General features: G+C 59.0%; 29 protein-coding genes and 1 other RNA gene. 11 read left to right on the top strand and 19 right to left on the bottom strand.

The features are described 5' to 3' along the window. Window positions 1-56 precede the first annotated feature (56 nt). Window positions 57-737 carry a ribose-5-phosphate isomerase RpiA gene (rpiA, locus tag GJU83_RS06880; protein ID WP_069182009.1) on the bottom strand — a complete coding sequence of 227 codons (681 nt, stop codon included), beginning with the start codon at window positions 735-737 and terminating at the stop codon, window positions 57-59. 147 nt (window positions 738-884) lie between these two features. Between rpiA and ilvA the strand changes: the two genes are divergently transcribed. Both ilvA and GJU83_RS18960 read left to right on the top strand, forming a co-directional pair. Next, window positions 885-2,420, top strand: coding sequence for a threonine ammonia-lyase, biosynthetic (gene ilvA / locus GJU83_RS06875; RefSeq protein ID WP_069182008.1), 1,536 nt, complete (start codon window positions 885-887; stop codon window positions 2,418-2,420). 351 nt (window positions 2,421-2,771) lie between these two features. Then, entirely contained in the window at window positions 2,772-2,933 is a 162-nt protein-coding gene (locus GJU83_RS18960; protein ID WP_008170953.1) for a hypothetical protein, read from the top strand. On the opposite strand, the gene GJU83_RS06870 is transcribed toward GJU83_RS18960, so the two are convergent. The 6 genes from GJU83_RS06870 to GJU83_RS06845 form a co-directional block, all read right to left on the bottom strand. Beyond that, window positions 2,915-3,550 (bottom strand): 5-formyltetrahydrofolate cyclo-ligase, encoded by a 636-nt coding sequence (locus GJU83_RS06870; protein ID WP_153633968.1) that lies wholly within the window; start codon window positions 3,548-3,550, stop codon window positions 2,915-2,917. The genes GJU83_RS18960 and GJU83_RS06870 overlap by 19 nt on opposite strands. Window positions 3,551-3,554: 4 nt before the next feature. Then, window positions 3,555-3,736: non-coding RNA, 6S RNA (gene ssrS / locus GJU83_RS06865), on the bottom strand. A 62-nt stretch (window positions 3,737-3,798) separates the two neighbouring features. After that, window positions 3,799-4,095, bottom strand: a complete 297-nt coding sequence (locus tag GJU83_RS06860) for a cell division protein ZapA (protein WP_069182006.1) — start codon at window positions 4,093-4,095, stop codon at window positions 3,799-3,801. Continuing rightward, window positions 4,095-4,301, bottom strand: coding sequence for a TIGR02449 family protein (locus GJU83_RS06855; protein ID WP_008170964.1), 207 nt, complete (start codon window positions 4,299-4,301; stop codon window positions 4,095-4,097). Before GJU83_RS06855 ends, GJU83_RS06860 begins: the two co-directional genes overlap by 1 nt. Window positions 4,302-4,404: 103 nt before the next feature. Then, entirely contained in the window at window positions 4,405-5,679 is a 1,275-nt protein-coding gene (locus tag GJU83_RS06850) for an ABC transporter permease (protein ID WP_069182005.1), read from the bottom strand. After that, the gene (locus tag GJU83_RS06845; RefSeq protein ID WP_069182004.1) at window positions 5,676-6,392 is read right to left on the bottom strand and encodes an ABC transporter ATP-binding protein; all 717 of its coding nucleotides are present in this window, start codon (window positions 6,390-6,392) and stop codon (window positions 5,676-5,678) included. The genes GJU83_RS06850 and GJU83_RS06845 overlap by 4 nt, the downstream gene beginning before the upstream one ends. A gap of 67 nt (window positions 6,393-6,459) precedes the next feature. On the opposite strand from GJU83_RS06845, the gene GJU83_RS06840 reads away from it, so the two are divergent. After that, window positions 6,460-6,981 carry a DUF3299 domain-containing protein gene (locus GJU83_RS06840; protein ID WP_136629832.1) on the top strand — a complete coding sequence of 174 codons (522 nt, stop codon included), beginning with the start codon at window positions 6,460-6,462 and terminating at the stop codon, window positions 6,979-6,981. Between the two features lie 14 nt (window positions 6,982-6,995). Here GJU83_RS06840 and GJU83_RS06835 read toward each other — a convergent pair whose 3' ends face one another. Continuing rightward, on the bottom strand, window positions 6,996-7,589 hold the full coding sequence (locus GJU83_RS06835; RefSeq protein ID WP_153633967.1) for a ZrgA family zinc uptake protein: 594 nt from the start codon (window positions 7,587-7,589) through the stop codon (window positions 6,996-6,998). 136 nt (window positions 7,590-7,725) lie between these two features. On the opposite strand from GJU83_RS06835, the gene GJU83_RS06830 reads away from it, so the two are divergent. From GJU83_RS06830 to GJU83_RS06810, 5 genes are read left to right on the top strand one after another with little or no spacing between them, the layout of a single operon-like run. After that, window positions 7,726-8,325 carry a UPF0149 family protein gene (locus tag GJU83_RS06830; protein WP_069182002.1) on the top strand — a complete coding sequence of 200 codons (600 nt, stop codon included), beginning with the start codon at window positions 7,726-7,728 and terminating at the stop codon, window positions 8,323-8,325. Between the two features lie 26 nt (window positions 8,326-8,351). Further along, window positions 8,352-9,671: a Xaa-Pro aminopeptidase gene (pepP, locus tag GJU83_RS06825; protein ID WP_069182001.1), complete on the top strand. Its 1,320-nt coding sequence runs from the start codon at window positions 8,352-8,354 to the stop codon at window positions 9,669-9,671. Window positions 9,672-9,677: 6 nt separating this feature from the next. Continuing rightward, the gene (ubiH, locus tag GJU83_RS06820; RefSeq protein ID WP_153633966.1) at window positions 9,678-10,961 is read left to right on the top strand and encodes a 2-octaprenyl-6-methoxyphenyl hydroxylase; all 1,284 of its coding nucleotides are present in this window, start codon (window positions 9,678-9,680) and stop codon (window positions 10,959-10,961) included. After that, complete coding sequence (locus GJU83_RS06815; RefSeq protein ID WP_153633965.1) at window positions 10,954-12,177, top strand: UbiH/UbiF/VisC/COQ6 family ubiquinone biosynthesis hydroxylase; 1,224 nt, start codon at window positions 10,954-10,956, stop codon at window positions 12,175-12,177. Before ubiH ends, GJU83_RS06815 begins: the two co-directional genes overlap by 8 nt. Window positions 12,178-12,196: 19 nt before the next feature. After that, window positions 12,197-13,129, top strand: a complete 933-nt coding sequence (locus tag GJU83_RS06810; protein WP_153633964.1) for a DUF808 domain-containing protein — start codon at window positions 12,197-12,199, stop codon at window positions 13,127-13,129. Here GJU83_RS06810 and GJU83_RS06805 read toward each other — a convergent pair. The 9 genes from GJU83_RS06805 to ubiE all read right to left on the bottom strand — a co-directional run bounded on the left by GJU83_RS06805 (window position 13,101) and on the right by ubiE (window position 19,270). Beyond that, the gene (locus GJU83_RS06805) at window positions 13,101-13,820 is read right to left on the bottom strand and encodes a 16S rRNA (uracil(1498)-N(3))-methyltransferase (protein ID WP_153633963.1); all 720 of its coding nucleotides are present in this window, start codon (window positions 13,818-13,820) and stop codon (window positions 13,101-13,103) included. The two genes, GJU83_RS06810 and GJU83_RS06805, sit on opposite strands and share 29 nt — an antisense overlap. Further along, window positions 13,817-14,602, bottom strand: a complete 786-nt coding sequence (gene tatC, locus GJU83_RS06800; RefSeq protein WP_069181996.1) for a twin-arginine translocase subunit TatC — start codon at window positions 14,600-14,602, stop codon at window positions 13,817-13,819. Before tatC ends, GJU83_RS06805 begins: the two co-directional genes overlap by 4 nt. Next, window positions 14,599-15,072, bottom strand: a complete 474-nt coding sequence (gene tatB, locus GJU83_RS06795; RefSeq protein ID WP_153633962.1) for a Sec-independent protein translocase protein TatB — start codon at window positions 15,070-15,072, stop codon at window positions 14,599-14,601. Before tatB ends, tatC begins: the two co-directional genes overlap by 4 nt. Window positions 15,073-15,083: 11 nt before the next feature. After that, on the bottom strand, window positions 15,084-15,323 hold the full coding sequence (tatA, locus tag GJU83_RS06790) for a Sec-independent protein translocase subunit TatA (protein ID WP_069181994.1): 240 nt from the start codon (window positions 15,321-15,323) through the stop codon (window positions 15,084-15,086). 88 nt (window positions 15,324-15,411) lie between these two features. Beyond that, the gene (locus tag GJU83_RS06785; RefSeq protein ID WP_069181993.1) at window positions 15,412-15,741 is read right to left on the bottom strand and encodes a phosphoribosyl-ATP diphosphatase; all 330 of its coding nucleotides are present in this window, start codon (window positions 15,739-15,741) and stop codon (window positions 15,412-15,414) included. Window positions 15,742-15,753: 12 nt separating this feature from the next. Further along, entirely contained in the window at window positions 15,754-16,170 is a 417-nt protein-coding gene (hisI, locus tag GJU83_RS06780) for a phosphoribosyl-AMP cyclohydrolase (RefSeq protein ID WP_069181992.1), read from the bottom strand. Between the two features lie 27 nt (window positions 16,171-16,197). Further along, window positions 16,198-17,841: a ubiquinone biosynthesis regulatory protein kinase UbiB gene (gene ubiB / locus GJU83_RS06775; protein ID WP_153633961.1), complete on the bottom strand. Its 1,644-nt coding sequence runs from the start codon at window positions 17,839-17,841 to the stop codon at window positions 16,198-16,200. Next, complete coding sequence (locus tag GJU83_RS06770) at window positions 17,838-18,479, bottom strand: ubiquinone biosynthesis accessory factor UbiJ (protein WP_069181990.1); 642 nt, start codon at window positions 18,477-18,479, stop codon at window positions 17,838-17,840. Before GJU83_RS06770 ends, ubiB begins: the two co-directional genes overlap by 4 nt. Beyond that, a complete protein-coding gene (gene ubiE / locus GJU83_RS06765; protein WP_069181989.1) occupies window positions 18,479-19,270 on the bottom strand; it encodes a bifunctional demethylmenaquinone methyltransferase/2-methoxy-6-polyprenyl-1,4-benzoquinol methylase UbiE in 792 nt (263 codons plus the stop codon). Before ubiE ends, GJU83_RS06770 begins: the two co-directional genes overlap by 1 nt. Window positions 19,271-19,395: 125 nt before the next feature. Here ubiE and GJU83_RS06760 point away from each other — a divergent pair, with 125 nt between their 5' ends. Then, window positions 19,396-19,674 carry a polyhydroxyalkanoic acid system family protein gene (locus GJU83_RS06760; RefSeq protein WP_069181988.1) on the top strand — a complete coding sequence of 93 codons (279 nt, stop codon included), beginning with the start codon at window positions 19,396-19,398 and terminating at the stop codon, window positions 19,672-19,674. A 19-nt stretch (window positions 19,675-19,693) separates the two neighbouring features. Here the strand turns inward: GJU83_RS06760 and GJU83_RS06755 are convergent, their stop codons facing one another. Continuing rightward, the gene (locus tag GJU83_RS06755; RefSeq protein ID WP_069181987.1) at window positions 19,694-20,443 is read right to left on the bottom strand and encodes a DUF8198 family protein; all 750 of its coding nucleotides are present in this window, start codon (window positions 20,441-20,443) and stop codon (window positions 19,694-19,696) included. A gap of 81 nt (window positions 20,444-20,524) precedes the next feature. Further along, window positions 20,525-21,448, bottom strand: coding sequence for an alpha/beta hydrolase (locus GJU83_RS06750; RefSeq protein WP_069181986.1), 924 nt, complete (start codon window positions 21,446-21,448; stop codon window positions 20,525-20,527). A gap of 324 nt (window positions 21,449-21,772) precedes the next feature. On the opposite strand from GJU83_RS06750, the gene GJU83_RS06745 reads away from it, so the two are divergent. After that, on the top strand, window positions 21,773-23,179 hold the full coding sequence (locus GJU83_RS06745) for a WS/DGAT domain-containing protein (protein ID WP_153633960.1): 1,407 nt from the start codon (window positions 21,773-21,775) through the stop codon (window positions 23,177-23,179). 187 nt (window positions 23,180-23,366) lie between these two features. Next, window positions 23,367-24,479 carry a porin gene (locus tag GJU83_RS06740; RefSeq protein WP_153633959.1) on the top strand — a complete coding sequence of 371 codons (1,113 nt, stop codon included), beginning with the start codon at window positions 23,367-23,369 and terminating at the stop codon, window positions 24,477-24,479. Window positions 24,480-24,641 lie beyond the last annotated feature (162 nt).

Below are 24,641 nucleotides of genomic sequence, written 5' to 3'. Positions count from 1 at the left end.
ATAAAAAAGCTGGCCCGAAAGGCCAGCTTCGACAATCGAGCAGCGATAGAAATCGGTCAGGCGCCCTCGCTGGAGATAGTTTTCACCCCGTCTTTGGTGCCGAGCAGTAACAGATCCGCGCGCCGGCGGGCGAACAGGCCGTTGGTGACCACGCCAACAATGTTGTTGAGCTGCTCTTCCACCCGGATCGGCTGGGAAATATCCATGTTGTGGACATCGATGATGATGTTGCCGTTATCGGTGACAACCCCCTCACGATAAACCGGGTCGCCGCCCAGTCTTACAATCTCCCGGCCAACATGGCTTCGGGCCATGGGGATGACCTCCACGGGCAGGGGAAAGGCGCCAAGGATACCAATCATTTTGGAGTCGTCGGCAATGCAGATGAACGTCTTGGCCACCGCTGCCACGATCTTTTCCCGGGTCAGTGCGGCGCCGCCACCCTTGATCAGTTCCAGGCGTTCGTTGGTTTCGTCAGCGCCATCCACGTAGAACTCCAGCCCACTGACGCTGTTGAGATCATAAACCGGGATTCCGTGGCTTTTCAGGCGCTCGGCGGTCGCTTCCGAGCTGGCGACGGCGCCGTCGAATTCGTTCTTCAGTTCCGCGAGCATGTCGATGAAGAAATTGGCCGTGCTGCCGGTGCCCACACCGATCACGCTGTCGCTATCCAGGCGAGGGGCAATGTAGTCAATGGCGGCTTTGGCGACGGCTTTTTTCAGTTCGTCCTGGGTCATCTGGGGCTCCGGCTGCAAATCAGGTTGGATTTAGGCGGATTATAACGCTTAAGCACCCTCTGCTTATAGACGGCTGCCGTGCAAACTTTCTACACTGTGGGTTTTTCTCAGCCAGCCATCACACACCAACCAAAAGCCGGAACTGCTATGCCGCAACGCTACATCAAGAAGATTCTCGATGCGCGCGTCTATGACGTGGCCATCGAAACACCCCTGACTGAAGCCCGTAGTCTGTCCAAGCGCTTTGGCAACAATATTCTGCTAAAGCGTGAAGATCTTCAGCCGGTGTTTTCCTTCAAGATTCGCGGTGCCTACAACCGGATTGCGCAGCTTTCCGAGGAGCAGAAGGCCAAGGGCGTGATCTGTGCCTCCGCCGGTAATCACGCCCAGGGTGTGGCGCTGGCGGCCAAGAACCTGGGTATCAAGGCGGTAATTGTAATGCCGCAGACCACGCCGGAGATCAAGGTGCGTTCGGTGCGTGATCATGGTGCCAAAGTGGTTCTCAAGGGTGATGCCTTCGATGAGGCCGCAGCCCATGCCCAGGAGCTGATCCAGAAACACGGCTACACCTACATCCCGCCCTACGATGATCCGGATGTCATTGCCGGTCAGGGTACGGTGGCCATGGAGATCATGTGGCAGTTCAGCAAGCCGATTCACGCGATCTTTATTTGCGTTGGTGGCGGCGGTCTCATCGCTGGCATGGCTGCTTACATCAAGTACCTGCGTCCGGAAATCAAGGTGATCGGCGTTGAGCCGGAGGACTCCAACTGTCTGCAGGCAGCCATGAAAGCCGGCAAGCGGGTAGTGCTGGACGAGGTGGGCATCTTTGCCGATGGCGTGGCGGTCAAGCAGATCGGCAAGCATCCCTGGGAAATCTGTAAAGACTACGTGGACGAGGTGATCACCGTATCCACCGACGAAATCTGCGCCGCCATCAAGGATGTGTTCGAGGACACCCGCTCCATTGCCGAGCCGGCCGGTGCCCTGGGTGTGGCGGGCATCAAGAAGTACATTGAGCGGGAGAAAGTGGAGGGCGAAAACCTGATTGCCACCCTCAGCGGTGCCAACATGAACTTTGACCGCCTTCGCTACATTTCCGAGCGTACGGAAGTGGGCGAGAAGCGCGAGGCAATTTTGGCAGTGACCATCCCGGAAAAGCCGGGTGCCTTCAAGACCTTTATCAACGCCCTGCACAAGCGCAGCATCACGGAATTCAATTACCGCTACGCGGACGCCACCAATGCCACGATTTTCGTGGGCATCCAGATCGCAGCGGGCGGCCACGGCCGTGAAGACCTGGTGCAGGATCTCCGGGAGAACGGCTACTCGGTCGTCGACCTGACTGACAGCGATCTGGCCAAGCAGCACATTCGCCACATGGTGGGCGGCCACGCGCCGACGATCACGAACGAAAAAGTGTTCCAGTTCGAATTCCCGGAGCGCCCGGGGGCGTTGCTGAAGTTCCTGATGTCGCTGGGTACCCGCTGGAATATCTCCATGTTCCACTACCGCAACCACGGGGCAGCCTACAGCCGTGTTCTGCTGGGAGCCCAGGTGGACGACGACGAGGTGCAGGATTTCGAGAAAATGCTGGATAAGGTCGGCTTCCGCTATGAAAACATGACGGATAATGAGGCTTATCAGCTGTTTCTTGGGCAAGGAAATGCCCGGTCGAATTAACGCAGAGTAGGCCGGGGTCTGGTGGAGCTTTCCAAAACTGTGCGGAGCCATGGGTGGAGCGCGAAAGCGCTTGACGGGTAGGCCATGGATGGCCTTCCCAGGACCCTCAGCGCGACGCAGGAGCAAGAAGCGCTGAGGGGCGGAGCCAAGCGTACATGGAGGTATTTACAGCGTGTTTTGGAAAGCTCCACCAGACCCTGGCCGGTCGCCGCACACAATGCTTACTGAATTTTAATCTGTCAAAAATTGTAAAAGTACAGATAGGTGTTAGTCTTTCTTCTGATTCTTGAAGTCAAGAATAGCTGACTGATTTTCCGACACTTTTAAACCGCATTTTGAGGAACTGAAGCCATGGGCGGCAAGCCTGACATCATCAAAGCCATTGTGCTGATTTTTGCCATCGGCCTTGTGATTACTGGTTTCACATCCATCCACGCCTCTGAAGACAAAGACGCAAGAGCGGCCAATCTGGTCGGCTCCGTTCAGGTCATGAATCAGCCGCTGAACCGGTAACGTCGCTTATCGGTCACCACGCTGTGCAGGGGCACGTCCCAGGGCTCTATTGGCAGCTTCTTAACCTTCTGGAAATCATGGGCGAGGCCAATCAGCTTCGGCGCCAGCCTTGGTCGTATCCGGCTGAAGGCGAACGTCCTGTCATAGAAGCCCCCACCCATTCCCAGTCTTCCGCCCTGTTCGTCAAATCCCACTAACGGAAACAGCACGGCATCCAATGCCCAGGCTGGGCGTCGCAGGCCTTTGCTGAACGCCGGCTCGGGTATGCCAAACCGGTTCGCAGTGAGCTCCACGCCGTGGTAATAGGGGCTGAAAACCAGCCTGCCTTCATGGATCGGATGCAGTACCGGGAGGTAGAAACGGATGCCTTTGCGGCGGGCAATATCCAGGTAGACGTGGGGATCAATCTCGCCGTCATTGGGCAGGTAAATGGCAATATGCCGGGCGCGGTGAAGGTCCGGATTACTCAGGAGGTTGAGTGCGAGATACTCGGCGGCCTGCTGCTGTTGCTCGAAGCTCAGCGCACGGCGATGATGTCGCAGGTGCTTGCGAAGTTCACTGCGTGAGAAGGTGTCAGGATGGGTCTGGAACGGTTGAGGCTCGATAAACTGGCTCAAAATAAAGCTTCCCGGGCTGCCGTTATCGGATGTGGCCCTTGAACCCAGAGTTCAAGGTCGGTGGCCGCTGTGACATATTAGGCTTTCCCCTGTCGGGGACGTGCTCACAATGCCCTGAAGTAGCCACCTGGGTAGTGCGCATCGGCTCGAGGACGTATCCGACTATCCCGAACAGCCCAGGAAGTTGATTCCATTATACGGGCAGTGACGGGGCCGATTGCAACACCTGTCTCCGATTCTTTGCCGATTCAACGGCCCGAGCCGTCACCCAGGGCACCGTCGAGTTTACTGTCCATGGCACGCAGCAGCGTGCTGGTGGCGTCCGACATGGTGTCCCGCTCGAGCAGTTCGTGGGTAATGTTCAGAGCCGCCATAACGGCAATGCGCTCGGTGCCGAATACCTTGCCGCTAGCACGGATTTCGCGCATTTTGCTGTCCAGGTGGCGGGCAGCCCGCAGCAGTGCTTCCTGCTCTTCTTCCGGGCACGCGACCAGGTATTCCTTGTCGAGGATCTTCACCTCAACCGTGGTGGATTGCTGTGCCATCAGTGATGCTCCAGGGCCCGAAGGCGGCTGATCATAGCTTCGATCTTGTGCTTTGCGTGATCGTTCTTCTGCACCAGCTGGGCCCGTTCCCGGTTCCAGTCATCTTGCAGCTCCCGCAATGTGGCGTTGTCCCGCTCAAGTTTCTGACAGCGCTCAATCAGCCTGTCCAGCTTGTCCGCTAATGCCTGTACTTCGGACTGTTCCATGACGTGCCCAGCAGTGGTTTGAGGTAATTGCAACTAACTATAAGTGTGGACGCTAAGTCGGTCAATTTACAGGCTTGTCATTGCGTTCCCTGCGTGATGCGCATCACTGATCCGCGGGTTCGCCAAAGCCCAGTCGGCGGCTCTGGCGCCAGGTGCTGAAGGCTGGTACGAGCGCTACGATGAAGGCTGCGATTGGCACCGAGACAAGCAATGCCCATTCCTCGGAAGTCAGCGGACGCAGCGCGACCTGAAGGCCATAGTTGGCCAGCAGCCATGGGCCTGCCAGTGAGACGCCTGCCATGCCAATGGCAAGGGCCAGCACGCAGGCCGCGACCGCAAGGGCGACACATTCAATGATGTACAGGGAGGCGATCAGCGCTGGAGAGGCACCGGTAGCTCTGAGTACTGCAATTTCGTGGGCCCGTTGCGCCTGTATGGTTAACAGAACAGCTATGAGTCCAATCAGGCTGGTAATCACGACAAACACGGTGATGCCCAGCAACGCCCGCTCGAACTGGCCCATCAGCCGCCAGAGCTCGCTCAGCGCAACGCCAGGGAGTATGGCTGACAGCGGCTCACCAGCGAACTGGTTGATTTCCCGTTGTATCCGGAAGGTCAGCACCTGTCTTTCGATGCCGATAAACGCGGCGGTAATGGCGTCGGGGGTGAAATCACGGCCTTCCGCCTGCTCCCGGGTAATTGTCCGGCCCGGAATGGCGACCCCGGATTCCCAGCCCACGTGCATGGCCTCCATGCCATCCAGACCAATGTACACCGCCTGGTCCACCGGCGTCCCGGTGGGTGCCAGTATGCCGGTAACGGTAAACGGTGTGTCTTCATGGTTGGAAAAGCTGGTTCGCCCCCCGCCATGGGACAGAATGATTTCTTCGCCCACCTGATGAGCCAGCGACCGTGCAACGCCTGCGCCCAACACAACATCAAAGACCTCTTCAAACCACTGGCCCTCTGCCAGTTCAAGCGGCAGGTCGCGGCCGTAACGGAAGTGCTTCAGAAAGTTCTCGTCGGTAGCGACCACTCGATTGCCGCGGTAGCTGTCTCCCAGGGAAATCGGAATCAGCCACTCGAGGCGAGAATCCTCTTTCAGGCTCTGGTAGGTAGACCATCGAATGTTGTTGGTGGCATCGCCGATGTGAAACACGGTGTACAGCAGCAGGTTCAGCTGGCCACTGCGGGCACCGACGATCAGGTCGGTGCCACTGATGGTGCTGGTGAAGGATTGCTTGACCTCCGTGCGCAGGTACTGGATGCCCAGCAATAGGGACACGCTCAGTGTCAGGGTCAGGCAGACCAGGGCCAGTACCTTTTTCCGGTGCCACAGGCTGGCCAGGGCCAGTGTCAAAGCAAGGCGTGCTTTCATGTCCGGTTACCCCGCAGTTCCAGCTGATTACCGAAATGGCGGGCCAGGGACTGGTCATGGCTGACAAACAGCACCGAGGTGTTATGCCGGTGGGCAAGATGCAGAAGCAGTTCCAGAAACCGGTCACGGTTGTCAGCATCCAGCGCGGAGGTGGGCTCGTCCGCGAGAATCAGCCCGGGTGCGCCAATCAGTGCCCGGGCGGCTGCGATCCGCTGTTGCTGGCCAATGCTCAGCCTGGTGACTTTTCGCTGCCAGTGATCTTCGGGGATCGACAGGGCGGCAAGCAATCTCTCAGCTTCCTCTGCGACCGTCGGTTCGGTGTGCTGTTTGCGCAGTTCAGACAATCCGCAGGGTAAGGTGACGTTGGCTCGGGTCGTCAGGTAAGGCACCAGATTGAACTGCTGGAAGATAACACCCAGATGGTCGGCGCGGAATTGGTCCCGGGCGCCGGCGCCGAGCCGGTGAATGTCGGTATCCAGAATTCGCACTGAGCCGGCGTGGGGCCGAAGCATGCCCGCCAGGAGGCTCAGGAGTGTGCTTTTGCCGCTGCCGCTGGGGCCGTGTAGAAACAAGTGCTCGCCGCGCTTGAGGTTGATATCCGGAAAACTGAGGGGTGCCTGTGCCGGGTCCCAGGAAAACACAAGCCCGCTGACGTCAATCGCGGTTGACGTACTTCGGGAACTGTTGCTGGTTGAGTCTGTCTTGCTGGTCATGTTGGTTGCTGTCTGCCCGGTGTATGATGGCGGTTTCCCAGTTTCCGTATCAGGAGTTTGTGGTCCAATGATGTTTGCCCCGGCGCGTTCGCGCTTTGCGCTGCCCTCTATCACTGCGCTTGTCCTGGCGCTCTTGCTCCCGGCAGCCAGCCAGGCCGAAACCAGGGAAATCGACTGGCTCGAGCTGATGCCTGCCGAGGACCTGGCGCTGCTGGAGAATATGCCAGAGATTGAACACGAGGGCGATGGCCCGCCGCTGCTGCCGGACGAGATCATGACCGGTCGGGTTGTGCCGGAAATGGGCGACGTGGAGGGGCGCATCCCCGGCTTTGTGGTGCCCCTGAAAACAACCGAGGACATGCGCATCCTGGAGTTCTTCCTGGTGCCTTACTACGGCGCCTGTATTCATGTGCCGCCACCACCGCCGAACCAGATCATTCACGTGAAGTACAAGGAAGGTTTCACCCTTGAGGCCCTGTACGATCCGGTCTGGATCGAAGGCAAGCTGGTGATCGACCGCACCGAAAATGACATTGGCACCTCGTCCTATTCGATGGTTGCAACGAATGTTGAGCCCTATACGGAGTAGGGCTGCAACATTGCTTACTGGCTTTTCAGGCTAAAGCTGCGCTCCTGGTGTTCAAGGCGGGCTGATCCCTGACCTCCTGACCACACCCACTGGACACCGAGATCTTCAATCTCGGGAAAGCGCTCGGTGAGGGGGATCAGCAGCGCTTCTGCGGATGCCAGTCCGGTGCAATTCAGAACCTGGGTCACTTCGAAATCCGAGTGGCCGTATCCTTCCGAATGCTCGTGTTCGTTATGCTCGTGGTGGTCGTGTCCATTACTGCCATGGTCGTGGTGGTCGCCAGACCCATCACCAGCCTCATGATAAACCTCAGCGCTCGCCACCTTGCAGCTGGCATCTGGCGTGTTGATCAGCGGTGTGCGCTCGAGCCATTCTTCGGTTTCCTTGACCAGGGCTTTCTGGTCGTCTGTCCGAGCGCGGTGTTCGAATCCGAGCAGGTTGTAGGCGGGCGACGTGAAAATCAGATCGATCTGATTGCCATCCACTGCTACCTGAAGTTCGGCATGCCCATGTTGGTGAGCTCCCGGATTGTCAATGGCGTTCGCGGAAAAGGCCATCAGAGCACCGCTGGTAGCCAGAAATATGGCGTTGAGTTTTGATCGCTTCATGGCAGGAAGTTCCACGTTGATTGATATGTTATAACATATTGTTCTCTCGCCGGTTAAAAATCAACAGGCAGTGCCTTGAGGGCGCCTGAATGCTAAAGTAGGCGTCTAATCCACCAACACAGGATTCGCCTGTTTCATGTCAGAAACCGACACTTCCGGTGCTGCCCGCGCCGCAGAATTCGAGCGCTGGGCCAACGTTTTTACCGCTCACAAGGCATTCAGCCACCCATCCGAATTGCACGGTGCGCTTTGTGGTCGCCTGGCGGCCGGATCCCGTATCAATGAGCCGGAGTGGCTGGCCATGGTATGTGAGCACATGGGCCTGGCTGAAGACGCAGTCGAGGAGTCTGACGATCTCGCTCCGTTCATGAACAGGGCCTACGAGCAGACCCTGGAGCTCTTGAAATCAGCAGATATGAGTTTCCATCCTTTGTTACCGGATGACGACTACGCCATTGAGCAGCGCCTTGAGGCCCTGGTTTCCTGGGTGCGTGGGTTTCTCGAAGGCATGGCATTGTCAGCGGGTGAATCGCTGGGCCAGGCACCGGATGAGATCCGGGAGCTGATCGAGGATATGGTCGCCATCAGTCAATTGTCCGACGAAGAAGAAGCGGACGACGAAAGCGAGCAGCAGTTGCTGGAGATTACCGAGTACATCCGGCTGGGGGCGCTTGCCGTCTTTACCGAATTCAACGCCCCCGAACCGCCGAAGTCTGATTCGCCGACCCTGCACTGAGCAGGGTCCTGATTGCAGGAGAGACTATGAACTCCATGATTCCCGTGAAGGAGTTTGCCGAGCGCCGTCGAAAGCTGATGGAGCGCATGGCGCCAGACAGCATTGCGATTATTCCGGCCGCCCCGGAGCGCGTTCGCAATCGCGATGTGCTGCACCCGTTCCGCCAGGACAGTGATTTTCATTACCTGTCCGGTTTTGGCGAGCCGGAGGCCGTGCTGGCCCTGATCCCTGGCCGTGAACACGGGGAATCGGTTCTGTTCTGCAAAGAGCGTGATCCTCAGAAGGAACTCTGGGACGGGTTCCTGGTGGGCCCGGAAGGCGCCATTGAACGCTACGGCCTGGACGATGCGTTCCCGATCGCCGACATCGACGACATACTCCCGGGCATGATCGAGGGGCGCAGCCGGGTCTATTATCCCCTGGGCAAGGACGATCATTTTGACGCCCGGGTGATGGACTGGGTAAAGATGATTCGCAGCAAGGTTCGCAGCGGCGCCCATCCGCCTGGCGAATTCGTGGCCCTGGAGCACCTGCTTCATGACCTGCGGCTCTACAAGAGCGCCAACGAGATCAAGATTATGGCCAAGGCGGGCCAGATCAGCGCCGAAGCCCACTGCCGCGCCATGAAGCGGGCCCGCAAGGGTGGCTTCGAGTACAATCTCGAGGCCGAGCTTATCCACACGTTTATGGAGCACGGCGCCCGGTCAACGGCCTACCCGTCGATTGTGGGCGGAGGCGCCAATGGCTGCATCCTGCATTACATCGAGAACAGCGCACCGCTGAAAGACGGCGATCTGGTGCTGATTGATGCCGGCTGTGAATACCAGTGCTACGCCTCCGACATTACCCGCACTTTCCCGGTCAGCGGAAAGTTCAGCAACGAGCAGCGGGCGTTGTATGAGGTGGTGTTGGCGGCCCAGTATCGGGCCATTGAGGCTGTGTCGCCGGAAAACCACTGGAACCGGCCCCATGAAGCGGCACTGGAAGTGCTGACCCAGGGCCTGATCGATCTCGGGTTGTTGTCTGGCACCCTCGAAGACGCCATTGCCAATGAAGCCTACAAACCCTTTTTCATGCACCGCACCGGCCACTGGTTGGGCCTGGATGTGCATGATGTCGGCGATTACAAGGTCGGTGATGCCTGGCGCCAGCTGGAGCCGGGCATGGCCCTGACGGTTGAACCCGGGCTGTATATTGCGCCGGATAACACCGATGTGGATGAGAAGTGGCGTGGCATTGGTATTCGTATCGAAGACGACGTTGTGGTGACCAAAGACGGCTGTCGGGTCCTGACCGAAGCGGTGCCGAAAACCATTGCCGAAATCGAAGCCCTGATGGCGGACTGACACCCTGTGACCAAGCCCGATACCGATCTGATCATTGCCGGTGGTGGCCTTGCCGGAGCAACCCTCGCCCTGGCGCTGGCCCGGATGGTGCCGTCGCTGCACGTGACCGTAGTCGAGGCCTTTCCGCTATCTCCCGATGCCCTGCCGGACAGTTACCAGCCCAGCTACGACGCACGTTCCACTGCTCTGGCGTGGGGCTCCCGGCTGATTTTTGAAGAGCTTGGGCTGTGGCATCGTCTCGCCGAGCATGCCACGCCCATTGAGCATATCCATGTGTCGGATCGGGGGCATTTCGGCGCCACCCGGTTGCATGCCGCCGAGCATGGTCAGCAGGCCCTTGGTTATGTAGCTGACAACCGCTGGATGGGGTTGTGCCTGATGCGTGAGTTGCTGGAGACCAACGTCCAGTGGCGCGCGCCGGCAGAGGTGACTGATATGACGCCCATTCCCGGCGGCGTTCGGGTCCGGCTGTCGGAGGATGGCGAAGATGCCCCGGAACTGACGGTTCGCTGCCTGGTGGTGGCGGATGGCGGTCGCTCCGGACTGCGTGAGAAGCTTGGCTTCAGGCCGGATCGTCACAGCTATGGCCAGAATGCCCTGATCGCCAATGTCTCCACAAGTGACAGCCACGGTTTCACTGCCTTTGAACGATTCACCGATGCCGGCCCCATGGCGCTTTTGCCCCATGGTTCTCCCACGCGTGCAGGGCACCAGTCGGCACTGGTCTGGACCCTGTCCGACGAGGCATTGCAGGAAGTTCTTGAACTTCCCGACCAGGAAAAATGCCGCTGGCTCCAGGACCGGTTTGGCTGGCGTCTTGGCCGGTTTACCCGCATTGGTACCTGTCACCATTACCCGCTGACCCTGACGACGGTAGACGAGCCGGTGCGCCCCGGGGTTGCCCTGGTGGGCAATGCGGCCCATGCCCTGCATCCGGTTGCCGGGCAGGGATTCAATCTGGCCCTGCGAGGGCTGATGACTCTGGTGGAGCAGTTCCGGCTGGCGGAAGAACAGGGCAGATCCATCGGGGATCTCGAGGTCCTCAAACGTTACCACGCTCTGCATCGCCAGGATTGGCAGCAGACGGTACGCTTCTCGGATTCTCTTGTACGCCTGTTCGGACACTCCATGTTGCCGGTAACTGCTGCCCGCGATGCCGGTCTGGTGGGTCTTGATCTGTTGCCCGGGGTCAAGCGCTGGTTTGCGCGCAAGGCGATGGGCCTGGGAGGGCGCCGGGCGGTGATTGACCGGCCTGGAAATCTGAGCCGGGAGGCGCCTGGCCATGAGTGAAGTGAAAACCTTCGATATTCTGGTGGCCGGCGGTGGCATGATCGGATCCGCCCTGGCTCTCGGGCTTTCGCGACAGGGCTGGCAGGTGGCGCTGGTGGAGGGCTCCGATCACGAAACCCTGGTCAGGGCGCCGGAGCCTGCTGCCACCGTTGCCGATTTCGAGCCTCGGGTCAGTGCCGTCTCGGTCGCCAGCCAGCGCTTGCTGGAGCAGCTCGGAGTCTGGTCCGAAGTGACCGCCGGTCGACACTGTCCTTATCAGACCATGACAGTCTGGGATGGTGATGGTACTGGGCGAATACAGTTTGAAGCTGCCGAGCTTCAGGCACGGGCCCTTGGGACGATCGTCGAAAACCGCAGTATTGTGCGGGCATTGTTCGGCGCCCTGGAGCAAAGCCCGGTTGAGCTGATCGAGGGCGCAAGGATTACCGGCTGCAGGAGGTCCTCCGGGAGTTACGCCCTTGAGCTGGAGGATGGCCAATCCCTGTCGGCCGGATTGGTCGTGGGGTGTGACGGTGCCAATTCCCGTTTGCGTCAGTGGGTAGGTTTGCCAACTCGCGAATGGGACTACGACCAACAGGCCATCGTGTGCACGGTGCAAACCAGTCAGAGCCATCGCTTTACCGCCTGGCAACGGTTTTCAATGACTGGGCCGCTGGCGTTCCTGCCTTTGCTGCCCGAATCGGGCAGTGAGCATTTCTGCTCCATTGTCTGGTCCCAGGATACCGACGAAGCCAGGCGCCTGATGACTCTGGAGGACACGGAATTTGTGGCCGAGCTTGAGCAGGCGATCGAGCGCGAGCTTGGAACGGTTCAGGCAGTCTCCAAAAGGTTTGCTTTTCCGCTTCGCCAGCGCCACGCGAAAGACTACATTGCGCCCGGTTTCGCACTGGTCGGCGACGCAGCTCATACCATTCACCCGCTGGCGGGGCAGGGCGCCAATCTGGGCTTTGGCGATGTACGCACTCTGTTGGACGAGCTTTCGCGGGCAAGGAAGGCAGGCCTGGGGCCAGCGGATGAACTGGTTCTGGCGCGCTATCAGCGCCGGAGGAAAGGTGAAAACCTGACCATGATGGCGGCTATGGAGGGGTTCAAACAGCTGTTTGGTCGTGATGAGTTGCCGGTACGCTGGCTGCGCAACACCGGTTTGCGCTGGCTCAATCAGCTGGGCCCGGTGAAAAACCGCATTGCGGCCGAGGCCATGGGTCTTAACGGTTGAACAGAAAAGGAATTTTGTAATGGCAGGAAGCAGTCTTCTGGTTCTGATCGATGACATCGCCACGGTGCTGGACGATGTCGCCCTGATGACCAAGACCGCCACCAAGAAAACGGCGGGTGTTCTGGGTGACGATCTGGCGCTCAACGCCCAACAGGTAACTGGCGTGAAACCTGCGCGGGAGTTACCCGTGGTCTGGGCTGTTGCCAGGGGGTCGATGATCAACAAGGCCATCCTGGTGCCGGCGGCCCTTGCGATCAGTTTTTTCATGCCCTGGCTGGTCACGCCGTTGCTGATGCTTGGCGGTGCCTTCCTGTGTTTCGAGGGTTTCGAGAAACTGGTGCACAAGTTTCTGCATCGGGAGGAAGATCAGAAGCGCAAAGGGCTGCTGCGTGAAGCCCTGAAGAATCCGGAAACCGACCTTCGGGCGATCGAGAAAGACAAGATCAAGGGCGCCATCCGTACCGATTTCATTCTGTCTGCGGAGATTATTGCGATCACGCTGGGCACCGTAACAACCCAGACGATCGGCATGCAGTTCATGGTGCTGGCGGTGGTTGCCATCATGATCACAGTCTTTGTGTACGGCCTGGTGGCAGGGATCGTCAAGCTGGACGACGGCGGTCTCTACCTCAGTCAGCAGGACAACCCCGTGCTCCAGAAGCTGGGCGCAAGCATTCTATGGCTGGCCCCCTATCTGATGAAGGCGCTCTCCATTCTCGGCACCCTGGCGATGTTCCTGGTGGGTGGTGGCATTCTCACCCACGGGTTCACGCCGGTCTACGACGCCATTCATCACTTTGCCGAGGGATTCAGTGGTGTGGTTGGTGCTCTCGTGCCGACGATAGCCAACGGCCTGTTCGGGGTGTTGGCCGGGGCGTTACTGGTGGCCATGATTACGCCACTGGCCCGGTGGTGGCAGGCTGCTAGAGACAGGCGTCGAACAGCCGGCTAACCAGCACTGGTACCGCAGTTTCCACCCTCAGGATGCGGGGGCCGAGGTGGACACCCTGGCAACCGGCGTCTTCGAGTTTGCCTACTTCGTAATCTGTAAAACCACCCTCGGGGCCAATGCAGAGTACCGTCGGCTGATTAAGATGCGTCGGGCAGGGTGTGCTCGCGCCGGGGTGTGCTACCAGGGCTTTTCTGCCTGCCACCAGCGACGGAAGCTCGTCTTCCACAAAGGGTTTGAACAGCTTGCGGATCTGCACCCGGGGCATCAGGGTGTCTTTGGACTGCTCAAGCCCCAGGGTGAGGTTTTCCCGCACTTGCTGGTCTGACAGCCAGGGTGTTTGCCAGAAGCTTTTTTCCACCTTGTAGCTGTTGATCAACCACAGGTCTTTCACGCCAAGTGCGGCGCAGGTCTGCAGTATCCGGCGGAACATCTTCGGTCGGGGCATCGCCAGAACCAGGGTGAGTGGCAGTGGTGCAGGGGGAGGCTGGTCCAGGGTTACCTGGAGTTCCGCCTCGGTATCGGTCAGTCGGACGACTACTCCGGTGCCCATTTGGCCACCCTCGCGGCCTACCGGCACTGTATCGCCAGCAACGACTTTGATCACCGAGTGCAGGTGAGCCAGGCGCCGGCCGCTTAATATGGCCCGGTCGGGTGCTATGAAATCCTCATCAAACAGTAACGCCAGATTCATTCGCCTGCAGGCTCATCGCTGTCCGCGTCTGCCACTTCCCGTTTTGCCAGTCGCCCGAACAGGATGCCGACCTCGAACAGGATCCACATGGGAACAGCCAACAGCGTCTGGGAGATGATGTCAGGCGGGGTCAGCAGCATGCCGATGATAAAGCAGCCAACCACCACATAGGGGCGCTTGGCCGCCAAATCCGCTGGCGTGGTGGCCCCGGTGAGGATTAACAGCACGGTGGCGATCGGAATCTCGAAGGCCACACCGAAGGCGAAGAACATCTTGAGCACGAAATTGAGATAGCTGGTGATGTCCGGCAATTCGACGATGCCTTCCGGACCGATCGCGGTAAAGAAGCCGAACACCAGGGGGAATACAACAAAATAGGCGAATGCCGCGCCGGCATAGAACAGGATTACCGAGGTAAACAGCAGAGGAAAGGCCAGCCGCTTCTCGTGGGCATAGAGGCCCGGTGCAATAAAACTCCAGAGCTGGTAAAGAATGATCGGGATGGCGGCGAACACCGCCAGTACCAGCGCCAGCTTCAACGGCGCGAAGAAGGGCGAGGTCACATCCGTTGCGATCATGGTCTGGCCAACCGGCAACAGGGAGCGGATCGGTTCAGACAGGAACAGGTAGAGCTCGTTGGCAAACGGATAGATGGCCGCGAAGCACACCAGCACCGCTAAAACCATCTTCAGGAGGCGGTTGCGCAGTTCGAGCAGGTGCTCGATCAGAGGCATTTCCTGGTGTTCCGGAGGCATCTGGTTGCCGTCGGGTTTTGCATTCATGAACGGTTATCCGGCGGACTTTGCGGGGTTTCGTTTTTGGGTTGGTCGTTCCCGGCAGAGCCTGTATCCGGCGTCTGCGGAGCGTCGCTGGTGCCAGCCTGATCCCGGTCAGAAGACTCGGAGGCTTTTGTCTGGCCAGACACACGTCGTGTCGCCGGCGCGGGCCTTGGCTTCTGGGTTTCGTTATCGGGCAGGATCATGTGCTCGTACTTTTTAGCCTCGTCGAGGGCGCCACGCACGGTTTTCTGCACATCATCCAGACCAACATCGCCTGCCTTGCGAAGCTCTTCGCGGAGCTCATCGGCTTTCAATTGCCGGTCCAGTTCCGAGGTGAACTGGCTGACCATACGTCGCGCGCCACCCACCCAGCGGCCCGCAGCACGGGCAGCCGTGGGCAGGCGCTCGGGGCCGAGTACCAACAGCGCTATGACGCCGCAGATCAGCAGCTCAAGAAAGCCGATATCGAACATTCAGCCTGGTCTCAGCTGTGGGACTTGTCCCGGGGCTTGTCTTCGGCCGCGGCCTGTTGTTGCGGCTGCTCGTTTTCCTTGCCTTCCAGGGATTCCTGGTTCTCGGCCTTGGAGTCCTCATCGTTCATGGACTTCTTGAAGCCGCGGATGGCGCCACCCAGATCGCTGCCGATGTTGCGCAGTTTCTTGGTTCCGAACAACAGAATGACAATGCCGAGTACGATAAGTAATTGCCAGATGCTGATACCCATTACGGGGTCCTCGTTTTAATGTTTCTGTTCAATGACATTGTACGTTACCAGAACGGTTACGCGGAAACCCCTTTAGAGGTATTACCGCTCACTTTTCCCGTGACGCTTTTTCTTCCAGGCCTGACAGGTCGAACCGGCTGGCCAGCTCATCCAGGATGTCCTTCGGGCCAAGGCCCAGTCGGGACAACATCACCAAGCTGTGGAACCACAGGTCGGCGGTTTCATAAACCACATCCCGGGTTTCACCGGAGTGTTCTGCGTCCTTGGCGGCCAGCAGGGTTTCGGTGCACTCTTCCCCGACTTTCTCCAGAATCTTGTTCAGACCCTTGGCGTGGAGACTGGCTACATAGGAGGTTTCCGGGTCTGCCTCTTTCCTGGCCTCCAGAACCCGCGCCAGGTTTTCCAGTACATCGCTCACTGTCCGTGCTCCTCAGTTGCTGCCGTAAATAGTGCCGGGGTCCTTGATCACCGGGTCAACGCTGACCCACTGACCATCTTCCAGGGTCCGGTAGAAGCAGCTGCGCCTGCCAGTATGGCAAGCGATGCCGCCCTTTTGTTCCACCTTCAGCAGGATGACGTCCTCGTCGCAGTCCAGTCGAATGTCCCGAATGACCTGCTGGTGTCCTGAGGTTTCCCCCTTGCGCCAGAGCTTGCCTCGAGAGCGGGACCAGTAAATGGCCTGGCCTTCTTCGGCGGTCAGCCTGAGCGATTCCCGGTTCATCCAGGCCATCATCAGGATATCGCCGGTTTCGGCATCCTGGGCGATGGCTGGCACCAGGCCGTCCTCTGTCCAGCGAATGGCATCCAGCCAGTCAGGGGTCTCGACGTTATCCGAGCTATTTTGCATTTTTGTGAATCCTGAAATCTTTGTCGGTTATCGGCTGCCGCGGAGCATGAGTCCACCGGCAATTGCAAACAGGGCCCAGCTCCAGGTGGGCACGCTTTCAAGCCATTGCTGGCCCTCAGGCTGGGTGCCCAGAATGCCTCCGGCAACCAGAAGTACCGCCAGTGTAACCCGCCGCCAGCGCCGCTCGGTGCGAACCTGCTGCTCACGGAGCAACTCCAGTGTAGCCTGGTTCTGCGGCTCGGTGGGCCCGGCCTGCCGCAGCTGGAGGAGGGCGTCGTGCACCAGTTGCGGCATTTCTGGCGACTGTTCCAGCCAGGACGGAAGGTGGGACTGCAGCGACTTGATCAACCCCGACGGCCCAATCCGTTTGCGCATCCATGTTTCAAGGTACGGTTGTGCGGTACTCCACAAATCCAGATCCGGATAGAGCTGTCGACCCAGCCCCTCCACGTTCAACAGGGTTTTCTGCAGCAGAACAAGCTGGGGTTGCACCTCCATGTTGAATCGCCTCGCTGTCTGGAACAGGCGCAAAAGGAAGTGACCAAAGGAGATGTCCTTCAACGGCTTCTCGAAAATCGGTTCACAGACAGTACGAATGGCCGCTTCAAACTGGTTCACCGGGGTATCCGGTGGTACCCAGCCAGACTGGATATGCAACTGCGCAACCTGCCGGTAGTCACGACGGAAAAATGCCAGAAGGTTGCGGGCGAGATAGCTCTGGTCGTCCGGTGCCAGGGTGCCAACGATGCCGAAATCGATGGCGATATATCGAGGATCCGAGGGGTTGGAGGTATCCACGAAGATGTTGCCCGGGTGCATGTCGGCGTGAAAGAAGCTGTCCCGGAACACCTGGGTAAAGAAGATCTCCACGCCTTTTTCGGCCAGCACCTTCATATCGACGCCGGCGGCTTTCAGGGCGGCGGTATCGGCAATGGGGATGCCGTGAATCCGCTCCATCACCAGCACGGATTTGCGGGTGTAGTCCCAGTCGATAAACGGGATATAGATCAGGGAGGAGTTCTCGAAATTCCGGCGCAGCTGGCTTGCGTTGGCGGCTTCACGCTGCAGGTCCAGTTCGTCGTGAATGGTGGAATCGTAGTCGGCAACCACTTCCACCGGGTGCAGGCGTTTGCCCTCGGACCAGTATTTTTCCAGCAGGCCGGCCATCAGGTACATCAGGGCAAGGTCCTGGCGAATCACCCTTTCGATACCCGGGCGCAGTACCTTTACCACGACTTTCTGGCCGTTGGGCAGGGTGGCTGCATGCACCTGGGCAACCGATGCGGAGGCCAGCGGGTCCGGGCTGAATTCGGCAAACAGGTCCGACACCGGGGCGCCCAGCGAGGTTTCGATAATGCCCCGGGCCTCATCGCTCGGAAACGGCGGCACACGGTCCTGAAGGTTTTTCAGGGATTCGGCCATGTCATCCGGCAACAGATCCCGTCGGGTCGAGAGTATCTGGCCGAACTTTACAAACACGGGGCCCAGCTCCTCGAGGGCCAGCCGCAGTCGATCACCCCTGTCCAGCTTGGGTTTGGGGAACAGATGCCACGGCGCAAGCAGGAAGAACACCTTCAGGGGCCCTGGCAGTTCCGCGATGGGCAGGAACGTGTCCAGCCGGTAGCGGCAGAATACCCAGGCAATTCGAAACAGGCGTTGCAGGCGGGTCACAGGTTCTCCGGTTCGTCAGTCTTGCCGCGGTTCTCAACCAGGTTCAGTCGGGCTTCCAGTCTTTCGGTGCGCAGATTCAGTTCGTCGATATCCTCGAACGTGGCTTCCAGTTCCCGTCGCCCGGGCAAGGCACGACTTTCCTCATGCACATATTCTTCGATGTTGGCGTTCAGCGACTGAAAGGCCTGCCGGCTCCACCGGATGGCGCTGCGAATGCGTTTGCCCAGAAAGTGCGCGGGGACATCACCGATGTGCTGGGCCATGGCGGCTTCCCAGTCCGGCTCAAGCTGGTTCAGTGCGCGCTGCAGCTGGTGAGCCAGCGCTGTATCGCCCGTCACTTCCAGGCGGCCGTCGGCAAAGACCCGATCATCACCGGTGGCCAGTGCCGCAAAGGCGATGGGTTTGCCGGTGATCTCAAGAGCCGGTTGGTCCACAGGTTGGCTGCCCACCCGGATACGTTCTCCGGCCCTATCCAGCGTGTAGGTCAGGGGAACCGGATCGGTGACATTAAACTGCACCGGGCCCGCCAATGCTTCCATCAGGGCACGATGCCCCGCTGGATCCAGTTCCAGGGCCCGGTTCAGGGCACTTTCCAGGATCGCTGAGACAGCCGAAAGCAGGGTGGGGCCGGGAAACATCAGGGCTTGATTCCCACGTGCAGGGCAACAATGCCGCCGGTCATGTTGTAGTACTTGCAGTTCACCAGGCCGGCATCTTCCATCATGCCTTTCAGGGTGTCCTGGTCGGGGTGCATGCGGATGGATTCGGCCAGGTACTTGTAGCTTTCGCTGTCGCCGGCGATCAGCTGACCCATCAGTGGCAGAGCGGAGAACGAGTAGGTGTCGTAGGCTTTGCTCAGCAACGGATTGGTGGGCTTGGAAAACTCCAGGATCATCAGCTTGCCACCGGGCTTGAGAACCCGGGTCATGTCACGCAGGGCCTGGTCCTTGTCGGTGACATTGCGCAGACCGAACGCGATGGAGACCGCATTGAAGTTGTTGTCCGGGAATGGCAGGTGCTCGGCATCCGCCTGTACGTACTCAATGTTGCCGGCGTAACCACGATCCGTCAGTCGGCTGCGGCCCACCTGGAGCATGGAAGCGTTAATGTCAGCCAGCACCACTTTGCCGGAGGGACCAACCAGGTCTGAAAACTTCATGGTGAGGTCGCCGGTGCCGCCGGCAATATCCAGTACCTGATGGCCGGGCCGTACCCCGGAAAGCTCAATGGTAAAGCGTTTCCAGAGCCGGTGGATCCCCATGGACATCAGGTCGTTCATGAGATCGTATTTGCCCGCCACGCTGTGGAATACTTCGGCCACCTGGCTCGCCTTCTGGCTTTTCGGTACATTGCGAAAGCCAAAGTGGGTGACGTCATCCTGGCCGTTATTGTTTGCGGCCTGGTTGGCTGGCGTTTGCTGCTCGCTCATGGGAGATGTCCTGTCAGAATCTGAACCCCGTATTCTAACCGCTGACGGGGTTGCTACAAGGGTGGCGGTGCGTTAAATAGCGCCCTAAACTGTAAATTCGTCCAAATCCGAGAGAAAACGTTTTCATGTCCGTCATTGATGTACACCGCCCGCATGCCCTGGATAAAGAACACGCCAGAGAGGCTGCCGAATCCCTGGCCAAAGACCTTTCCAGCCAGTTCGACGTGCATTACCAGTGGGAAGGCGATCACCTGAAATTCAAACGAAGCGGCGTCAAGGGGCACCTGAACATTACCCCGACGGATCTGCACATTCATCTGGAACTGGGCTTGATGTTGCGGCCCTTCAAATCCCGCATCGAGCAGGAAATCCACTCGCAGCTGGACCAGATCATCAAGGCCTGATTCGTTGCTGCATGTCGGCTTAAAGGTCGCCCGGCAGGCTGAACGGGTCCGGGTGATGGTTCAGAATGTTGCGCATTACCTGCTGTTCCCGGGACACCAGCCGGTCGATCAGTAGTTCCACATCGTCCATCTTGCGGAAGGCGGAGTAACCCCGGTGCAGGAAGCTGTGCAGATCGGTCAGATCGGCCATTTCCGCCGGGCTCCGGGTCATTGACAGCAGCCACCCCAGAGTGCGGTTGCGGACATAGCGATCAAGCTGCTGTCCTACCTCCGCTACCAGGGAGATCTGTCTTTCCCTCTGACTCAGCATCCGGCTCTGGCGGTAGACGGCACAATAGTCGTCAGTGTTAATTGAGTCGGCCCGGATGCCCTGTTGCTCTAACAGCTCGGCAAGCTCAAGGTCCAGCCGTTGGGTGATCAGGTTCAGCTCCACCAGCCCGGCAAACGTGTCCAGCAGATTATCCGGCAGCCACTTCACCATCTTCGGGAACACTCGATCAATATTGTCGTCCCGGCGGGTCATGCCGGCGGGGGCGTACAGATCGGTCAACAGGAACTCCAGGCCGTGATGGTAGCCGGGGTGGTGGTAAAGGTCTTCATGGGTTGCCTTCAGCCGTTCCGCCTGCCAGTCGGCGAGGTGGAACGCATTCTCCACCAGTGGGTGCTCGGCTTTCAGACGCCTGAAATCATGGTAGTCCAACAGCAGTGTTTGCAGCCGGCGAGCGCTTTCGGTGCGGGCTTCGGTAGCGACAAGGCGCTCACGGTACATGGGCGATGGCTCCACTAAACCTCAGGAAAAGAGCGTAGTCTAGCGGAGCTGCGGCGGTCTTGCAGCAGGGCAATGCCCGGGCTAGCCCTGTGCGGCTGCGGGCAGCGTTTCGAACCCCGGGACCCATTCCTTGCTGTCCAGGGTGATGAAGTGGCTCGGCGCCTCGGTTTCGACGATTCGCATGGTGGTCGGGCTCTGGCGGGCACTGGCGAGCATGGATGAGCGATCCAGGATGCGGTCTACCGCTGGAATCAGGAAGGTGCCGTGGCGCACGTGGCTGTAGACGCTGGTATCCGTTCGCGCCATCCAGTCCATGATGTTTTCGATGTTACGAACAATGGTCAGATGATCCTTGGTGGCAGAGAACAGTTTGCTGAGCAATTGCTTCTTGCGCGGGTTCATCTTGCCAAAGAAGGTCTGTCCGTAAGCAGACGAGGGCGCGCTGTTGATCAGACGAATCAGCCAGGGCCACATGCCATGGCTTACCGGCTCCAGAATGGTGGTCACCAGCGCCGAGAGTCGGCCGTCGGGAAGTACGGGCGCTTCAAGCACCACTTCAACGTCTTCATACAGGTCGGGCCATTGTTTGATGGCCTCGAGGATCACCGCCCCGCCCCGGGAGTGACCATGTACCCGGATGTTGTCAGTCGTGGGCAGGCTGGAAAGCGCCTGGTTGAGAATGCAGGCATCGTATTCGATGGTGCCTTCCAGGTGCTTGATCGGCACTTCCCAGTCCGGGGCCTCCGGCGTAACACCGTTCACCGGAATGTGGTAATTGCTGCAGGTGAGCAGAATTAGCTCAGTGGTGGGTGCTTCGTAGGCCTGGGTAAAGTAGCAGTGGTTTTCCAGAAAGCCGTGCACGCCGATCACGGTTTGTTCGGCCTTGCCACTGTGGTTGCGAACGGACACCGCGCCCTTGCCAACGCGATACACCCGCCCGGAGAACATTTCCGAGTAGGCGCTCTCAATCGGTTTTATCAGCTTGCGAACATGGCTCGCTTTCATAACTGCTCTCCCTTCCAGCACGGCAATGGCCTGTTATTGGAATTAGGGTGTGCTGGTAAGCCTTTTGTACCCCGATCAACTCGCTTTGTTACTGGCTCTGAGTGCAGAGTTTTTGATGTCTCAGGGCCAATCGATCACGGATCGGCAGCGTGTAATAACCATGGCACCAAGGCTTATAACCAGTATAGGACTGAACAGTTACTCACGTGTAATTTTTTGTAACAGCGTGCGCTGGTGCCGCATATGGAGCCGACGGGGCTTGTCTGGCACAATGCGGAGTTCGGTTTTTACTTACCTCCACCACTTTTCCAGGGACGTTCGGGTTTGAGTCACGAACAATCGCATCTCCTGCTACCTGCGGATTCGGCCTGGCTGGCCCTGGAACGCCCGGAAAACCCCATGACCATCACCGTGATGCTGCGGGTTGATGGTCTTACCGCACCCCGTTTCCGGGAGTTCCTCCGTGTGTACTGGATGGCCTGGGAGCGTTTCCGGTACATGCCGGTTAAGCGCTCGCCTGCCTGGTGGTGGGAGCCAGACCCCATGTTTGATGTCCGCCACCATCTTGACGTGGTGGTAGATCGTTTCACTCCAGAAAGCCTGCAGGAATGGGTGTCGGTGCGGTTGAACCAGCCTCTGCCCATGTATCGCCCACGCTGGAAATTCTGGCTGGCGCCCAATGCCGAGGGCGGGGCGGTGCTCCTGTTGCGTATTCATCACTGTTACGCCGATGGCCTGTCCTTGCTGGGGATTTTTGATCGCCTCTGTCCGCCTTCCCCCCAGCAGCATCCGGCCATCTACGGCGCACCCGAGACCGCGGAGCTGTCACGCTGGACCGCTGCGGCAAAGATCTGGCTCGGTCAACTGATGGCCTCCGGGGATTCCCGGGAAGAACTCCATGACGGTGCAGGAGCCGATGAATCCGGTGGTAACCAGTGGCAGGATGCTGGCCGGCTGGTGGAGCGGGTTGCCCAGAACAGTCTCAAGCTGGTCCATGAATTTTCGGAATTTCTGGTGGAGCCGGAGGATTCAGACACCGACCTCCGGCGCCCGTTGCTCGGGCGACGGCATTGTCGCTGGTCGGAACCTGTGCCTCTGGAACGTTTTCGGAGCATTGCCCGAATCACCAACGTGACCATCAACGATGTGTTGCTGAGTTGTGTAGCCGCGGCTGTGCGAACCCGCCTGGGCATTGAAGGCGAGGACCTCGATGAAGCCGTGCTGCATGCCGCCGTTCCGGTTGATATTCGCAGCCGCCTGCCGGAGGAGCTCAAGCCGGCTCCCGGTGCCCTGGGCAACTACTTCGGTACGGTGTTTGTGCCTCTGCCGGTGGATGGCGAAAGTCCCCTTGAGAGACTGTACCGGATCAAGCATGAAACCCGCCGCCTGAAGAAAAGCTGGCAGCCGGGCATTGCCTGGGGGCTGGCAGCAAGTGCGACTGTCGTACCGGAGCCCTGGCGGGAGCCCCTGGCCGAGGTGTTCTACCGCAAGGCCAGTGCCGTGGTGTCCAATGTGCCGGGCACCCCGGAGGCCCGTTACATTGCCGGTTGCCGGATTGCTGAGCAGATGTTCTGGGTGCCCCAGGCCGGCGACATCGGCCTGGGCATCAGCATTGTCAGCTACGCCGGCCAGGTACAGTTTGGTGTCGTTGCCGATGAGGCGGTGATGGCCGATCCCGAAGATTTTCTCAACGACTGCCTGCAGGAACTGGGCCGGTTCCCGGGTGTTTGACTCGGCGGGTCGTACTCCCAAAGTTTCATTTCCATGGCCTCCCAAATGAGCAGAAAACCTGCTCCCTGGAAGCATTTTCCCCCTCCCGTGCATCACCGACCATGGAATTCAGGCGACAGACCGCGCCTGGAGTGTCCGGATAGTCCGGACCTCCGATCCCAGATTTCCAAAAACAACCGGGGGAACCATGAAAAACAACAATCTCAGAAAGTCAGGTTTAGCGATTGCCATGGCCGCGGCCATAGGCGTCAGCACAGGCGCCAGCGCCGCTGTTGAGCTTTACAACCAGGACGGCACCAGCTTTTCCGTTGATGGCTATTTCAATGCGTTTTATGTGAACCGTGACGACAAGCAAAACGACGTTCGCGATACCCGAATCAAAATGGGCTTCCTGCCCAATACCATCGGCTTCAACTTCAGCAGGGAGATGGGTGATCTGACTCTGGGCGGTCGTTCCTCATTCTGGACCACCATCAATGATGCCCTCGGTGCAGACGCCGGAACCGCGACAGATACGCAAATCGACGTGCGCCAGTTCTACGCCACCGTGGATGGCGATTTTGGTCAGGTTCTGATTGGTAAGGACTTTGGCCTGTACGCCCGTTCCAACATCTTTCTTGATGAAATCCTGATGGGTTTCGGCTCGCCGGGACTCGCAGGGGGCGTCTCCTTTGGCAATATCCGGGCCGGATACTCCTACCCGACACCGTCCGCCCAGATTACCTACCGTTCACCCGACATGAGCGGTCTGAAGGTGGCTGCCGGCGTACTTGATCCCGCCGACACAGTCACCGGCGCAAACGATGAGAACTCAGCACCCCGGTTCGAATCCGAAGTGACCTACAACGCCAACCTGAACGATGTGGCGCTTACCGGTTGGGTGAATGGCCGCTACCAGTCGGCCGAGAACGGCACCGCGACCGTCGATAGCACCGGTATTGGTTACGGGATCAAGGCGTCGATGGCGGGACTGACCCTGGCGGCCTCCGGCTTTACCTCCAAGGGTGACAATCCGGTTCTTATCGGCAACGGTGCGGTTACAGAAGACGATGCCGATGGCTTCCTGGTCCAGGGCTCCTACGCCTTCGGAGCGAATCGCGTTGTGCTCTCCTACGGTGAGACGGATGCGGAAATTCTGAACCTGGAGACCGAGAGCACCACGATCGGGTTCTTCCATGATGTGAACAGCAACTTCAAGCTGGTTGCCGAATACAACATGTACGAAGACAACAACCGCACCACAGGGGCAACCACTACCGAGGCGGACACCATCGCCCTGGGCGCCATTGTGATGTTCTGAGCCTTGTCCGGCGTTGCGGGTGGCAGGAGGCCGCCCGCGGCACCGGTTTGTCTAAGACTAAAGTGCCGGTTTGCCTGAAGGGAAACCGGCAGCGCCATCAGACATTGATTCAGGAGGCAGTTTAATCAATGGCTTACGATCATTTTGGCGCGCCCATTAAAA

The sequence above is a fragment of the Marinobacter salsuginis genome (assembly GCF_009617755.1).
GTDB classification, from domain to species: Bacteria; Pseudomonadota; Gammaproteobacteria; order Pseudomonadales; family Oleiphilaceae; genus Marinobacter; species Marinobacter salsuginis.
Note: the sequence above shows the minus strand (reverse complement) of the source record. Positions and strands in the feature narration are given on the sequence as shown.

What these genes read in the sequence shown, in the direction of transcription:
- pepP (WP_069182001.1), top strand. Translation starts at nt 8,352, where the DNA reads ATGAACTCCATGATTCCCGTGAAGGAGTTTGCCGAGCGCCGTCGAAAG.
- GJU83_RS06760 (WP_069181988.1), top strand. Translation starts at nt 19,396, where the DNA reads ATGTCCGTCATTGATGTACACCGCCCGCATGCCCTGGATAAAGAACAC.
- GJU83_RS06750 (WP_069181986.1), bottom strand. Translation starts at nt 21,448, where the DNA reads ATGAAAGCGAGCCATGTTCGCAAGCTGATAAAACCGATTGAGAGCGCC.
- GJU83_RS06835 (WP_153633967.1), bottom strand. Translation starts at nt 7,589, where the DNA reads ATGAAGCGATCAAAACTCAACGCCATATTTCTGGCTACCAGCGGTGCT.
- GJU83_RS06845 (WP_069182004.1), bottom strand. Translation starts at nt 6,392, where the DNA reads ATGACCAGCAAGACAGACTCAACCAGCAACAGTTCCCGAAGTACGTCA.
- GJU83_RS06840 (WP_136629832.1), top strand. Translation starts at nt 6,460, where the DNA reads ATGATGTTTGCCCCGGCGCGTTCGCGCTTTGCGCTGCCCTCTATCACT.
- GJU83_RS06740 (WP_153633959.1), top strand. Translation starts at nt 23,367, where the DNA reads ATGAAAAACAACAATCTCAGAAAGTCAGGTTTAGCGATTGCCATGGCC.
- ilvA (WP_069182008.1), top strand. Translation starts at nt 885, where the DNA reads ATGCCGCAACGCTACATCAAGAAGATTCTCGATGCGCGCGTCTATGAC.
- hisI (WP_069181992.1), bottom strand. Translation starts at nt 16,170, where the DNA reads ATGCAAAATAGCTCGGATAACGTCGAGACCCCTGACTGGCTGGATGCC.
- GJU83_RS06855 (WP_008170964.1), bottom strand. Translation starts at nt 4,301, where the DNA reads ATGGAACAGTCCGAAGTACAGGCATTAGCGGACAAGCTGGACAGGCTG.
- rpiA (WP_069182009.1), bottom strand. Translation starts at nt 737, where the DNA reads ATGACCCAGGACGAACTGAAAAAAGCCGTCGCCAAAGCCGCCATTGAC.
- GJU83_RS06805 (WP_153633963.1), bottom strand. Translation starts at nt 13,820, where the DNA reads ATGAATCTGGCGTTACTGTTTGATGAGGATTTCATAGCACCCGACCGG.
- ubiE (WP_069181989.1), bottom strand. Translation starts at nt 19,270, where the DNA reads ATGAGCGAGCAGCAAACGCCAGCCAACCAGGCCGCAAACAATAACGGC.
- GJU83_RS06755 (WP_069181987.1), bottom strand. Translation starts at nt 20,443, where the DNA reads ATGTACCGTGAGCGCCTTGTCGCTACCGAAGCCCGCACCGAAAGCGCT.
- tatC (WP_069181996.1), bottom strand. Translation starts at nt 14,602, where the DNA reads ATGAATGCAAAACCCGACGGCAACCAGATGCCTCCGGAACACCAGGAA.
- GJU83_RS06860 (WP_069182006.1), bottom strand. Translation starts at nt 4,095, where the DNA reads ATGGCACAGCAATCCACCACGGTTGAGGTGAAGATCCTCGACAAGGAA.
- GJU83_RS06815 (WP_153633965.1), top strand. Translation starts at nt 10,954, where the DNA reads ATGAGTGAAGTGAAAACCTTCGATATTCTGGTGGCCGGCGGTGGCATG.
- GJU83_RS06810 (WP_153633964.1), top strand. Translation starts at nt 12,197, where the DNA reads ATGGCAGGAAGCAGTCTTCTGGTTCTGATCGATGACATCGCCACGGTG.
- tatB (WP_153633962.1), bottom strand. Translation starts at nt 15,072, where the DNA reads ATGTTCGATATCGGCTTTCTTGAGCTGCTGATCTGCGGCGTCATAGCG.
- tatA (WP_069181994.1), bottom strand. Translation starts at nt 15,323, where the DNA reads ATGGGTATCAGCATCTGGCAATTACTTATCGTACTCGGCATTGTCATT.
- GJU83_RS06850 (WP_069182005.1), bottom strand. Translation starts at nt 5,679, where the DNA reads ATGAAAGCACGCCTTGCTTTGACACTGGCCCTGGCCAGCCTGTGGCAC.
- GJU83_RS18960 (WP_008170953.1), top strand. Translation starts at nt 2,772, where the DNA reads ATGGGCGGCAAGCCTGACATCATCAAAGCCATTGTGCTGATTTTTGCC.
- GJU83_RS06830 (WP_069182002.1), top strand. Translation starts at nt 7,726, where the DNA reads ATGTCAGAAACCGACACTTCCGGTGCTGCCCGCGCCGCAGAATTCGAG.
- GJU83_RS06770 (WP_069181990.1), bottom strand. Translation starts at nt 18,479, where the DNA reads ATGTTTCCCGGCCCCACCCTGCTTTCGGCTGTCTCAGCGATCCTGGAA.